Below are 14,079 nucleotides of genomic sequence, written 5' to 3' on the forward strand. Positions count from 1 at the left end.
ATGGTATTGGTTGTGATATCCATAACCAGAAAGCCATTGAAAGAATAGCAAAAATCAAAGGGATAAAGCCTGAAAAAGCAGATTTTTCATTTATTTGCAGGGATCTGAGCCATTTATCAGAATATGCGCGCCAGGTTCCCAATACTGTGTTTAAATTAATGAAACGTCACCTCCCTGGCCCGTTTACTTTCATTCTGAATGCCAGTAATAAGGTTCCTAAATTATTGGAAAGCAAGAAAAAAACTGTAGGTATCCGTATTCCGGATAATGCTATAGCATTGGCCATTGTGGAATATTTTGGAAATCCGATATTGTCTACCTCCGTGCTTCGTGATGATGATATGATCGAATATTCTACAGACCCGGAATTGATTCATGAAAAATATGAAGAACTGGTGGACATGGTTGTTGACGGCGGTTACGGCGGGTATGAATATTCTACGATTGTAGATTGTACAGGTGATGAGCCTGAGATCGTCCGGCAGGGATTAGGCATCTTGGATTTTTGATTTTTACGGAATTGGAAGTTTCTATTCAACAAACCATTGCTAACTTACCGGACAAACCGGGAGTTTATCAGTTCCTGAACACCGAAGGGAAGATCATTTATATTGGCAAAGCCAAGAACCTGAAGAAACGGGTATCGTCTTATTTCAATAAATCACATGATAACCGGAAACTCAACCTGATGGTGAGTAAGATAAATGAAATACGGACGATATTGGTAGAGACGGAAAGTGATGCCCTGCTGCTTGAAAATAATCTCATCAAGAAATATCAGCCAAGGTACAATATTTTGTTGAAAGACGATAAGTCTTTTCCATGGATCGTGATTCGTAATGAGCATTTTCCACGTGTATACCTGATGCGTAATCCGATACGGGACGGATCCCAGTATTTCGGGCCGTATACCTCGGTAGTGATGGTGCGTACTTTGCTGGATCTGGTAAAACAACTCTACTCATTGCGTACCTGTTCTTTACAGCTTACAAAGGACCAGATTGAACAGGGAAAGTTCAAAATATGCCTGGAATACCATATCGGTAATTGTAAAGGACCTTGTGAAGGATTGCAATCCGAAAAAGATTATAATGAGTCGATTATACAGATCAAAGATATCTTGAAGGGGAATATTTCCTCGGTAATACAACATCTGAAAACATTGATGAATGAATATGCCGAGAAATATCGGTTTGAAGAAGCCGAACAGGTGAAAAATAAAATCAGCCTCCTGGAAAAATACCGGAGTAAATCATCTATTGTCAGTTCAGGTATCAGTAATGTGGATGTATTTTCTTATGCGGAGGACATCCAGAGCGCTTACATCAATTATCTGCGTATTGTTGACGGCGCCATTATCCAGGCGCATACCATCGAGCTAACCAAAAGATTGGATGAAGATCCTAAAGAGTTGCTCAGTTTTGCTATTACGGATATGCGGGAGCGATTCATGAGCCAGTCTAAAGAAGTTATAGTCCCATTTATACCGGATGTGGAGATAGCGGGTCTGACTTATACGATTCCGAAGATAGGTGATAAAAAACACCTCTTGGAACTATCCCAGAGAAATGCCAAATATTATCAGCTGGAAAAGAAAAAGCACATTGAACTGACAGATCCGGACCGGCATGTGAACCGGATCATGGAGACGGTAAAAAGGGATCTCCACCTGACCGAGTTACCTACTCATATTGAATGTTTTGACAATTCAAATATACAGGGAACCAATCCGGTAGCCGCATGTGTAGTGTTTAAAAATGCGCGGCCCAGTAAGAAAGATTACCGGCATTTTAACATAAAAACTGTAGAAGGTCCAAATGACTTTGCTTCTATGGAAGAGGTCGTATTCCGTCGTTACCGCCGTATGCTGGACGAAGATGAATCATTGCCCCAACTTATTATTATTGATGGGGGAAAAGGACAGCTTGGAGCAGCAGTCAACAGCCTTGATCAACTGGGCCTGATGGGAAAGATTGCTGTGATAGGTATTGCCAAACGACTGGAAGAGATATATTTTCCGGGAGATTCCGCACCATTGTATCTTGATAAACGTTCGGAAAGCCTGAAACTTATTCAGCATATGCGCGATGAGGCGCATCGTTTCGGCATTACTTTTCATCGCAATAAACGTTCCAGGGCTATGATCAGTAGTGAATTACAGAATATAGAAGGAATAGGGGAGAAGACCATTCAAAAATTATTGCAACATTTCAAATCGGTACACCGGATGCAATATGCTACCCTGGAGGAATTGGAAGAGATCGTGGGAAAGCAAAAAGCAGTGACTTTGTACCAATATTTCGACCAACAAACCGGTTAATGCTACAAGTTCAAATTACAAACAAAATAATTAAAAATTAAAAATGAAGAACTATGAATTATGAATTTTTTAGTTCATCATTTATTGTTCATCGTTCCTACTTTTTAACATTCCGACTTTATAAACTTTCATACTTTCTGACTTATAAAATTGAATAAGGAAGCTATGCGGGCAGTATCACTTAATGTTTCCACAAAACTAAAAGATACCCATTTGATGGAATCATGGTTGGTGACAAACCGGGGTCCCCAGTTTGCAAACAGATTCTCGAAATTGTACCTACACGAGGTCAACGGTTTGCCTATTTCATATATAGATTTTTTCCTGACTATAAATAAGTTGGCTACAAATTAGTGCAAAAACAGTCAATCTGATGTAATTTTTCATTTTTCTAATTTATTTTAAAAGTGGATGATTCCTGAATAAACATCATGGTGTTTTTAAGTATTTTTAATCCTGTATGGTTATCGGTGAAAAAGAGCCGGTTTTCCATCTTTGATAACAAACATCGGTTCGTCCAGACCAAGGGCAACATTGCGCAGATAGTAAATGGACTTTGAGGGCACTTTTATTTGGGTATTATGTTTGATATATTGGTCGCTGACAGAAGTCCATCCATTTTCAGTAAAGGAAAACAATTCATAGATAAAACCATTAAGGTCAGACGTTTCATCTTTCTCGACAGTAAAATAAATGGTACTTATTTCTTTTTTTTCCGGATATCCAAAGCCTTGCCAATCTCCGTTATGGCTAGAAATCGAACTGCTCCGCGGCTTATTTTCTTTTTCGTAAATAACAAATTTGGCTTTATTGCAAAAGCCGGTTTGCGATGATTTGAACCGTACATAACGGTAACTGGCATACACCGGAATGGTTATCCTGTAACCGGAATTGACTTGTAAATTTTTAACCGCATACAGTTGCGTGGCATCTGAAAAATCAGGGTAGTTGGCAGCTTCCACTGTCAAAAAATTTAACATTCCCTTATTTTTATGTAACTCTTCCACTATCGTTAATAAAGTATCCGGAGAATGATGACTGAACCAGCGTATGTTTCCCTCCTTATCCACTGAAAACGGATCGTTTGCCGAAGTTAGCCTGTGATCCTGATAGTAAACAGGCCAATATACTATACCATAACCAATATTGCCATAATGCATGGATTTTCCATCAGTTGTTCCGTATGCCACAGGGTGCCATTCTCTTTCATGACAGGTGGTAAGATACACATTACCGGACGGTTCTTCTGGTGGGTATTTTACGGGTATTTTAATATTTACCATTCCGGAATGTTCCGATGAAATATCTTTAAGATTTTCCATAAACTCCGGGGGGATATTCTGTTCTTTATCCTTCATTCGGTATTGATTGGAGAACATTCTTCTGTAAGCTTTGCTTTTCAGGAATGTAGTGCCCTGATGCGGTTGATACGGATTCGTCTCAGCTCCCATAAATGAAATATGATTTCCATCACTGTCACGTACAGTATTCCAGGAATGTCCTCTTCGCGATTGAAAATGGGGCCATAGTATCGTCATATCCATAGTAACCGGGATACCTAATGCCCTCATGCTGAAGATCGCCAAAGCGGCTGCATTATCGCATGGTCCCCGTGCCGAAGCCATCAACTGGGAGTAGCTCATCGCAGGGAAATCCTTGTCAAGCCTGAAACGCGGCAACAATTTATTGATCTTCTGGCAAGCCTTTACACTGGTGGTCAATGAATCTTTTAAAAATTCCAGGTAAGGATCTGCAAAACTGGCCAGTGCCAGTTCTCTCCAGTTCTCTAAAGGTTCTGTGCCGATCCGGTAAGGCAATATTTCTTCGCAGAAAACGTCAAAGGGTACATGCCTGCCCCATGGAGTTTCCCTCCACACCTTAAAGGCCAGGTCTATGTTGTTGATCAGGTATTCTGCGGTAATGTACTGGATATCTTCCCGTACCACCGGCCTGTTCAATCCGTATGTTTCCAATACCTTTTGTTTGTCAGATGAACTTGACCATCGCAGGAACACTGTTGCCACATGGTTCCAGGGTGCATCAAAGTATTCGGAATACTTGCCCGGCATGTTGATAATTAAAAATTCGGCAGCACGAAGCATTAAACTATCCTCTGGGTTTCTAGCATAATGGTTGAGGACCCTTTCCAGTTCTTTTCGGTTGCTTCCTGCTTGTTGCAATACATCCTCTATTTCCGGCGAATAACCTGAAGTACAGGAAAAAAAACAAAAAATAGAAATAAAGATAATAAAACGCATCGTATTTAAAATATTTGATTTAGTCCTGCGGCCGTATACCATTCCAGATTTTTGTAGGAATCATTCAGATCGTTCCGGCCGGGATGAGGAATGTAACAACTCAGGCCACAATATGTGGTTATATCATAACTATCTATAAACCGGATTGTGTTGGCCTTATATAATACTGTTTTTATAAGCTGTTCTGATAAGACATTTTTATCCGCCTCCGGGAATGCCTGATCCATAAAATCGAAAAAATCAAAAACATACTGTTCCCCGTATACATCCAAACGTTGTACGGATGTCCGGTCAAATGCAGACATATCGAACTTTTGGCCGGAAACTAAACGATTAACGGCGTTTGCCAGGCTTTCCAATTCTTTTGTGTCAATAACGGTTACGGTAGCCGAACTGTAAGTTCCGGGTAAATGCCTGTAGAAATCGACATATTCCGTGGCAGCAGTAATCAGATCCGGAACCGGCTTTGTTATTTCCGGGATAATTTTATCATAAGGAAACCCTGTATACACTATCTCCGTGGACGAAGCAACAATAAAATCCGCCTGATTCCTCAATTCATAGGCAACCTCGACAGCGCCCATCAGACAGGCATCGAAAAGAATAAAATCGAATCTTACCGGCAATATTTCTGCAAGCTCGCTGATATTCATCTGCCTCCCGCTATCTTCTCCGAATGATTTCAGCGTACTGCCTGCCGGAAGCCAGGATGTGCCGTGCGACCACAATACCAAACCATAGTTTTCGGCAGGATACCTTTCAACAATGTCATTCAACACCATTTGCATGTTACCGGCATCTATTGAAACAAATTCCGGATAAGACTTTACCCGGCTTTCGGCATTTTTTCCTATTTTCAGGATATAAGGCGCAGCACCGGCAGGATCGACAAATACGATCAGGTTGGTTGTGTTTCCCGAAAAGCCCTGCTTCATTTCTTCGATATCATTTAAAGCATCATATGACAGATCGTTATCAGCTGCCATGTAGACAATGATGGTGCGATGGGACAGGATATCATCAGGTTCATTTCTGCTGCAAGAGACAAAAAGGATAAAACCAAACATAAAACAGTATGAAAAATGTTTCATCTTTTATATTAATGAAATTGTCCAATTCAATTTTCCTGAACCAAACAACCTAAATTAAATTATTGATTTTTTATAAAACAGAATGATTATCTGAGATCAATTTGATATTTTTTAGATTGGTATCATAAATATTTATAAACAAAAAACCGAGTAGAAAAAAATACATTAATAATTTAACTTACCCGTGGTGCATTAATCAATTGTTTAATTTGATTTTCAATGATTTAATATTTGTAATTTTGGAAAAAATCTATTTAATTGATTATCAATTTCTCAAAATAATAATGCACTACAAGTTTTAACTTATTTAAATATATCTGGCTCTTTAATATATTCACGTATACCAACGAGAGATTTTCCAATAGATACATTTCGTATTATACACTTGTTGTCAACGATCAAATTTAACGGGTATACAGTTATTTCAAAGATATGATCAAATTCTCCCTTATACCCGGTGACAATAGATAGACTATTCCAATCAACATTCAATCCGTCCATAAATTTTTTTACTTTTTGTAACGAATCTTTTGTTATTGCGATAAATGCAACATCTTTGAATGTTTCTGCCAATTTGTTTAATTCGTTAAGTTCTTTAATACATGGACTACAGGTTGTATTCCAAAAATTAAGGATGGTGGTTTTAGCCTCACCAATGTGCATATTTTTTCCATTTATATCTGTAAATGTCGTCATCGGTAACAGTTTGCCAACAATATCAGGTTTCTTATTTTTCAAATAATATTTAACGGTATCATTTCGAAATTCAGTAGAAAAAAAGAATCCCCCGGTAGCAAGAGAATCACTGAACTGCTTGTTTGTCAATTCAACACCATTGCTGTCATAATGTAAAAAAAAACTGGCTGATATAGATATACTACCATCCGGATTATATTTTAGTTGCTGGGAAAAAACAACACCAGATAACAAAAAAAATATAAAAGTAAGGAAATATTTATGTGTCATACTAATGGAATTAAGCAACTGACTGATGATTAAACAATCACCAGTCAGTTAATTTAAGTTTTATTCGTATCGTATTTTGGTTTCCAATATACAGTCATTACAAGAGCAAGTTACAGTAGCTTGATTATTCTCTGGATCAAGATCACCTTCTAAAGAACAGGTGTTACAACTTCCATTTGCATGGCAAACAAATGTATATACTGGTTTTTTTCCTGAGTTTTCATTATTATTTTTCAACTTGGGAGATGAACCAGTGATCATACGGACTTGGTTAGAGTTGAAATTTACATGTGTTCCACAGGATATTGCATAATTTCCATATATCCCGTCGGATGTTTTATACTTAACAATAGCAACATACCCTTTATTTACAGGCAGGTATTCGATATCTGTTATCTCAAATTCTTTTATTGTTTCAAAAACATCATTTATAATGGCAGATGACTCTTTCTTTAGTGATTGTATGTTTTGAGAAATCATCTCTCCACTAGGGGATATCAAATTAAGAGCTTGTTCTTCTATAGTAATACTTTCATCTTTATTACACCCAAATATCACACAACACAATATGATCCCATACAGATTTATAATTTTAATTTTCATAGTCATTTTTTTAAGAATTATCATTAATCAAAAGTTATGGTCATCACACAATCACTACAATTATCATCTCCGCAAGAATATTTTATTCTTCCAGTATTAAAATCAACTGTTGCTACAAGCTTACATGGACAATTTCCTGTTGCCTCGCATTTATGATAAATACTACCTGATCCTCCTCCGCTATTTTCGCTTCCGCTCTTAAGACGTACAATATTCGTTGCAAGAGAATTGTCAGATGGTATATTTGTTTTAACAATAGAATCAATATTACCATCACTCAATTGATAATTAATGATTACAGTGTATCCATCTTTTACAGGAAGATATTCAAAATTCAATATATTAAAATCTCCCTTTTCTTTTTTAATCACATATGATAATTCCTCTTTTAAAGCAGAAATACTTGCTGATATAAATTCTCCATTTGGAGCTATTAAACTTTTATCAACATTTTCTTCTTTTTGACAACTTGAAACAAATACAACAAGAGTAACAAATGCTACTGTCGCAATCGATAAAACTATTTTTTTCATATAATTACAATTTTATTATTATAAATTTTAAATTATTTGCAAGCTTTTCACTTCTGAGCAGATCAGTTTTACCATATACCTGATAAATACTTGCATTTCTTTTTTCGTTAATTTTTACTTTTTATTTTTCCATAGACAATATATTTTTAAAGGTTTCTATTAGTTCTATCATTTCTTTTTTTATTGCTATAATATTAGCTGATAGTACCTTTACATCCTTGTCCAATATTTGTTGTGCTAATGCAGAAGCTTCTCTTTTGCGTCCAGTTTCATGATAAAGCAAAGTTAGTTTATATAAAGGCATAAACCGGTTCGGACACATGCTTGCTGCAAGTTTCAGATGCTGTTCCGTTTTATCATATAGCTCCTTTGCCTTGTAATTATCAGCCACCAGCATTTGTACATCCATATCATTATAATATTTTGTACATTTTTCGAATATCTGCAGGCTTTCTTCATGTTTCTTCACATGATTCAGTTCGGCGGCATGATTGTAAAGAAACAGCCCGTTCCTATTCAGGTATTTTTGCAGGCGCTCATATTCCGGCAGCATTTCAAGGGTTTTTCCTATTAAGGATTGCCGGGCTGCCTTTGCCCATTGTATTTCAGCTTTTACCAGCGGAAAGCAAATACATGCAAGTAGTAAGTACAGCATCACCGTACCAATACGTATTATACTGCCGGCCTTTCCAGTTACTGTCTTTGTACGGGTACCGCTACACAACAATGCTAAGTTTAACAGTACAATCAACCAGGTAAATGGATATTTGAACGGATAGGAAAAGAACGAAAACACAGCAACAGCCAGCAGGCTTAGTCCGGCTGTGAATTTCGCAAAGTCCGGGGAACGGCGATAATTGCGGATCAGCAACCATCCAAACAGTGCAAGTACACAGAGGCCAGAAAGGCCATAGCCAACAAGAACCAGCAGGTATTCATTGAAGGGATGTAGGACATTATCTGCTAATGAGGCGTATTTACTATCGGTATGCGTTTCAAAATAATCCGCCTGGTACAACATATACTTTGCCTGGAACGCACCTTGTCCATATCCAGTAACGGGTTTATCCTTTATCATGTTCCAGGTGCATTGCCAGATCAGTAACCGGCCATCGGCCGAATCCTTTTTCATGAAATAAAGCACAGTTACAGATGCTATCAATATGGCTACTATCGTAACAGGCATCCATTTACGGAATCTTATTCCCGAAAACCGGCTGCATACATGACATAGTGTGGTAACAAGGCATGCTGTTATTGCTGCACGTGATCCGGAGAGGACAATACCTGTTAATAGTATGGTAAAAGCAGCTATTGAAATATATCTGATCCTGCCCGGCTTTTCACGTATCAGGTGACCGGTATAAGGCAGGGTAAAACATAATGCGGCGGCAAAACCGGCGGGATTATCAAAACTTCCTGTAATCCGGAAATTAGGATTTAAGGAAGAGAGTACTCCGGCGTACTGCAGCAATCCGTAAACAGCCATCACAACAGCAAGGAAGGTAACGATCCTGAAAAAATACACTGCCGGATAGGTGTGGGTCATTTGTATGAAAAGGTACAGCATGAACAATAAGCCACCTGAATAAAGCAACAATTCGTAATCCCAACCTGAAGCATGCCCATTCCGAAGAGGAACAAAGATCAGGCATGCGGCTATCAGCAGAAATGCCGGTTGTGTAGTTACACGGACATTTTTATGCAGTATGCTCCATAATATTCCGGCAAAAGACACGGCCCATACCAATCCGAACCATTTAGGGGTTATCTCCCGGTTAATGAATGATCCTGACACAGCGAACAGGGAAATACCACATATCAGGCCGAATAAAATAATATCCACCGGAAAAGTAGAGAAATGTTTGATTGGTCGTTTTTTCACAGAACTCTTATTTACTCATTGTGGCAGTGTATATTTCATGTTAAAAAGAATTTCCTATAAATAAATCTAATATAAAGACTCTAAAAGGTCTTTTTTGTACTCAATAACATTACATATATTTGTTTCGATGGTTGGGAAGATATCTCATTTTCAATGATTTAATATGAAATATTTTTTTGTAAATAAGATCGGATATTTAGTAATATGCTGAAAAACCAGCGTTTTTATAGAAGTGGTGGATCTCCCTTCCTATATATACCAGATTTAGTTATATATTTTTATACCAAAAATGCCTGTAATGGGAAGCAAACGTCCTATTTAAGTAATATAAAACAATTAATGTCATATTTGCTGGACTTAATCCAATTGATCAATGTGATTTAAGTTAACAATAAATAGCACTGAGTGTTTAAAAGGAAAGACCGGTAAAAAATGTTCATGGATGATGAAAATGATTTTAGAAAATCGAATTTCTATAGTTAGCAGACAATTTCACTATAATGATTCATGAAATTCGTCAAATACGAACCACTCATTCAAGGGATTCGTATTTGACGAATGGAGGAGTAAAGTCAGTTAACGGATATATTCCTCCAGATTCGGTAAAACAGGTTTATCGATCGCTCATCGATGGAGGAGGCGTCAACCCCCATTGGTAATTGGGTTGTGGCCCGAGTGTCAGTTCCAATGTTCCGCCTTTCACCAGGTCATCATGCCAGAACCAGCAATTGTCCAGCGCTTTACCATTCAGCTTTGCAGACTGGATATAAATATTTTCAGGACTGTTATTGATGGTTTTGATCACAAACTTTTTACCGGAATAATAATTCCTGTCCAGGGCAATTTCTATCTTATCGAAAAGAGGGGTGGTAATTTCGTAATGGGGTTTTACGGATGCGCCTCCGGAAGCATCAAACAATCCTATGGCCATCAATACTCCCAAAGCGCCCATCTGTCCCTGGTCCTCGTCTCCGTTATAGCCGCCGTACGGGCTTGTATCACCGAAAGCCTTCTCTTTGACCCTCCTGACCCAGTATTGTGTCATCCAGGGTGCTTTCGCATAATTGAACAAATGAGCCATATGGCATGAAGGCTGGTTTTCGTAATCTATCCAGTTGATGGAGTGATGTCCATGGGGTGCGACATATTTTTTTTCTGCGGATTTTTCAAACTGCATATTCAGTCGCTCGGTAAAAGCTTTATCACCTCCCATCAGGCGGATAAGACCGGCAAAATCGTGTGGGACATAATAAGTATAGATGGCGGAGTTTGATTCGACAAAACCTTTGGCGCTGAAACCTTCTCCCACGGGCTGAAAATCTTTATACCACGAGCCGTCAAGCTCCCGGGGACGCATCCAGCCTACTTCCGGGTCGAAAACATTCTTATAATTGACCGACCGGGCCATGTATTTATCGTATACATCCTGTTTTCCCATACCTTTGGCTAACTGGGCCATACACCAGTCTTCATAGGCAAAATGAAGGGTCAGGGCGCAGCCACCGCGATGCATGCCCGATCCACGAACGCCTTCGGGAACATAGCCTCTTTCAATGTAGTACTTCATGTGTTCTCCGGGTGTCAGCCCGTAACCGGTATAATCGCGGATACCACCGGGTTCGGAATTTTTGATACTTCCTTCAAAGGCCGCATCGAGGTCGTAATTCCTGATGCCCTTGTTATATGCTGCTGCAATTAAGGGTATCATCTGGTCGCCGACCATTACATAGGTATAGTTGCCTCCTGACGGTCCCCGGGCGATCAATCCGCCGTTTTTGTAATAATCAAGAGCGTTTGCTATGAAATCGTTCAATACCTGCGGATAAACAAAAGACCAAAGCACATTGAGGTTCCATTCGGTTCCCCAAAAAGCATCCGTCGAATAGGTATTCCGGACTGGTTTACCCTTCCCGTCCAGTTCCACCTGTCTTACAACAGGGGAATTCCCTGTATTGTCGATATATTTTCCGTTGACATCGCTGAAAGTCCGTCGTCCAAGGTTAGCGTGAAACAGGTCTGTATAGAATTTAACCCGTTGCTGTTCCGTGCCACCTTCTATCTTTATTTTTCCCAGTTCTTCATTCCAGATTTTATACGACTCTTTTCTCACCTGATCGAAATTCCATTTGGGTAATTCTTCATTCAGGTTCATTTTTGCCTGTTCCTCGCTGACAAAGGAAAGGGCCACCTTCATCAACACAGGTTTGCCGGTTGTTTGATTAAAGGTGATGTATCCTCCGCATTCTATTCCCGATACTTTGTTGGCATCTACCAATATTTTTTCCGGATCTTTCCGGTCATTCTTTTTCCATCCACCGAATTGATCAAAAGCCTGGTTCAGCTGTACAACAAAATAAACCGTGCAGGGTTTTTGCCGTCTTCCGGTTTTGGACATTACCGCAAAGCCGGAAAGTTCCTTTTCCCCGGTTACCCTGATCGACGCTGAATCCATACTGCCATGCCCCAAAGATGCCCCCACATCAAAAAGGATATTTCCGGGTTGTCCTGCCGGGAATGTATAACGATGGAAACCTACACGGCAGGTAGAGGTTAATTCGGCTGTAATTCCATAATCGTCCAGCACAACCTGATGATAACCCGGTTGCACGGTCTCTTTCTCATGTGAGAAAGAAGATTTATTGGCTTCAAAGCCAAGATGCCCCTTCATGGCTCCTGTTGTCGGCATCACCGGTATGCCCGACATTTGCCATGAGTGAATGTGGCTGAAACATCTTATATGAGATTCGCCATAGACATAACCGCCTCCCCATGTTCCCATGGTCTTTGTGTCGGGACTAAGCGCTACCATACTGAACGGACGGCATGCCGATCCGAAAAAGATCCAGCGCGGATGTTTCGTATCGATCACCGGATCAACATAATCCGCAGGTTGCCGGCAATAGGCAGATGTAGACAATAACAGATATAAGACACTTAATATAATAATATTTCTTTTCATGGACATAAAATCTTATTAAAAGTTCAAAGTTAAAAGTTCAAAGTTTTATATTTTACCAAATTATAAATTTTGAACTTTGAATTTCAGGTTTTATTTTTAGAATTATATTGCAATATCTTTATTATCTGCCACAGTTATACTCACACTCACAGATATTACACAAAATTAATACTTTATTCTGTTGAATTTACTTTGTTTAATTGACGGATCGTTCCTCCGTTTTTTATTAACCCGACCTGTTCCGGTTCTTTACCCTGCAAAAAGATGTTGGTCAGATTCAATGTTTTGATCATCCCCTGGTTGTTGAGAAATGTGATATGGCCGTTGGTCCGGTTGAAAAGCGATGCATTGATAACGGAGAGGCATTCAACCGTTGCTCCCTTTTCTATCAGGATATTGTCGGTAGCGGAAGCAGATTCCGTCCGGTGGTAATCGGATATACTCAGGTTGGTTACGGTTGCCGGAGAGAAAACCTTAATGTGTGGCGCTTTTACCCTTTCGGAAACATTCGTACAAAATATACCGTTGATGGAAATATCCTCGAATTCACTGGTACAATTGGGGTGTACGTTATGGTTGGAAAGGATAACTGCTTCGTTTTGATAAGTACCATAAATATTGGAGATTTTGATCCTTTTTACAGGAGAACCACAGGAAAGCATTCTTACAGCCCTGTGTGCATTTTCGGCCCAGATACCATCCACCTGGATATCGGTAATTGGCCCTCTACTCAATTCGAACATAGGATAATCATCGGCATTCAATGCTACCAGGTCATCATTGGTGGCTCCCTTCACATTGACAATACGGCCATGATGGCTGTTTCCGGTAATATGCACTCCATCCATATTGCCTTTTTTGAGATTATAATCGAAGGTAACATTTTCAATAGTAAACTGATATAGATTGCCTGCCCAAAAACCATATCCACAAGGGTCTTTAAGGGTTACATCTGAAATATGCAACTGTTTGACATTGTCAAATTGCATCAATACTCCGGCATATCTGTCCGGATCATAGGGAAGGTCCTTGTTTTTCCTATCCACATGGTAGAGCATTGTCTGTTTGAGATTGTTCCCGTCCCAGATACCCCCAATAACAGTGATCCGTTCATTTCCGCCTTTATGATCCGAATTGGTGAGCATCTGTGCACCTGCATGATCAGCCAGGCGAATCACTGCATTCCGGTCAACGACCAGGGTCTGGCCCGAATGTATCTTAAGGACTTTGCTGATCAGGTAACATTTGGCGGGTTGGGGTAAATATACCGTTGAGGCCTTACTGTCCAGCAATGCCTGGATGCCTTGTGTATCGTCATGGGTACCATCTCCTTTCACGCCCGGTATATCAAGGGCTTTACAAGGATGAATTCCAAAAGACAAAAAAAGAAATGTGATAAGAATAAATGGGAAAAACTTTTTCATCAGTATTAATTTTAAAGTTCAAAGTTCAAAGTTCAAAGTT

General features: G+C 39.3%; 10 protein-coding genes. 2 read left to right on the forward strand and 8 right to left on the reverse strand.

The window, feature by feature from the left end; all coding sequences use genetic code 11:
• Positions 1–509 (forward strand): threonylcarbamoyl-AMP synthase (locus tag LBQ60_15015; protein ID MDR2039231.1); only part of this gene is annotated, 509 nt, incomplete at its 5' end.
• Positions 510–520: 11 nt separating this feature from the next.
• The gene (gene uvrC, locus LBQ60_15020) at positions 521–2,320 is read left to right on the forward strand and encodes an excinuclease ABC subunit UvrC (GenBank protein ID MDR2039232.1); all 1,800 of its coding nucleotides are present in this window, start codon (positions 521–523) and stop codon (positions 2,318–2,320) included.
• Between the two features lie 464 nt (positions 2,321–2,784).
• Here the strand turns inward: uvrC and LBQ60_15025 are convergent, their stop codons facing one another.
• The 8 genes from LBQ60_15025 to LBQ60_15060 all read right to left on the reverse strand — a co-directional run bounded on the left by LBQ60_15025 (position 2,785) and on the right by LBQ60_15060 (position 14,039).
• Positions 2,785–4,578 carry a hypothetical protein gene (locus LBQ60_15025; GenBank protein MDR2039233.1) on the reverse strand — a complete coding sequence of 598 codons (1,794 nt, stop codon included), beginning with the start codon at positions 4,576–4,578 and terminating at the stop codon, positions 2,785–2,787.
• 5 nt (positions 4,579–4,583) lie between these two features.
• Positions 4,584–5,669, reverse strand: coding sequence for a hypothetical protein (locus tag LBQ60_15030; GenBank protein ID MDR2039234.1), 1,086 nt, complete (start codon positions 5,667–5,669; stop codon positions 4,584–4,586).
• A 303-nt stretch (positions 5,670–5,972) separates the two neighbouring features.
• Positions 5,973–6,635, reverse strand: coding sequence for a TlpA family protein disulfide reductase (locus LBQ60_15035; GenBank protein ID MDR2039235.1), 663 nt, complete (start codon positions 6,633–6,635; stop codon positions 5,973–5,975).
• Positions 6,636–6,695: 60 nt separating this feature from the next.
• On the reverse strand, positions 6,696–7,238 hold the full coding sequence (locus tag LBQ60_15040) for a hypothetical protein (protein MDR2039236.1): 543 nt from the start codon (positions 7,236–7,238) through the stop codon (positions 6,696–6,698).
• Between the two features lie 23 nt (positions 7,239–7,261).
• Complete coding sequence (locus LBQ60_15045; protein MDR2039237.1) at positions 7,262–7,771, reverse strand: hypothetical protein; 510 nt, start codon at positions 7,769–7,771, stop codon at positions 7,262–7,264.
• Between the two features lie 121 nt (positions 7,772–7,892).
• Positions 7,893–9,656, reverse strand: a complete 1,764-nt coding sequence (locus tag LBQ60_15050; protein ID MDR2039238.1) for an O-antigen ligase family protein — start codon at positions 9,654–9,656, stop codon at positions 7,893–7,895.
• Positions 9,657–10,269: 613 nt separating this feature from the next.
• Positions 10,270–12,615, reverse strand: a complete 2,346-nt coding sequence (locus tag LBQ60_15055; GenBank protein ID MDR2039239.1) for a GH92 family glycosyl hydrolase — start codon at positions 12,613–12,615, stop codon at positions 10,270–10,272.
• Between the two features lie 173 nt (positions 12,616–12,788).
• Positions 12,789–14,039, reverse strand: coding sequence for a hypothetical protein (locus LBQ60_15060; protein ID MDR2039240.1), 1,251 nt, complete (start codon positions 14,037–14,039; stop codon positions 12,789–12,791).
• Positions 14,040–14,079: the final 40 nt, after the last annotated feature.

This window comes from Bacteroidales bacterium (assembly GCA_031275285.1).
In the GTDB taxonomy this organism is placed as follows: Bacteria; Bacteroidota; Bacteroidia; order Bacteroidales; family UBA4181; genus JAIRLS01.

Coding starts and splice junctions, on each gene's coding strand:
- LBQ60_15025 (MDR2039233.1), bottom strand. CDS start 4,578: ATGCGTTTTATTATCTTTATTTCTATTTTTTGTTTTTTTTCCTGTACT.
- LBQ60_15030 (MDR2039234.1), bottom strand. CDS start 5,669: ATGAAACATTTTTCATACTGTTTTATGTTTGGTTTTATCCTTTTTGTC.
- LBQ60_15035 (MDR2039235.1), bottom strand. CDS start 6,635: ATGACACATAAATATTTCCTTACTTTTATATTTTTTTTGTTATCTGGT.
- LBQ60_15040 (MDR2039236.1), bottom strand. CDS start 7,238: ATGAAAATTAAAATTATAAATCTGTATGGGATCATATTGTGTTGTGTG.
- LBQ60_15045 (MDR2039237.1), bottom strand. CDS start 7,771: ATGAAAAAAATAGTTTTATCGATTGCGACAGTAGCATTTGTTACTCTT.
- LBQ60_15055 (MDR2039239.1), bottom strand. CDS start 12,615: ATGAAAAGAAATATTATTATATTAAGTGTCTTATATCTGTTATTGTCT.
- LBQ60_15060 (MDR2039240.1), bottom strand. CDS start 14,039: ATGAAAAAGTTTTTCCCATTTATTCTTATCACATTTCTTTTTTTGTCT.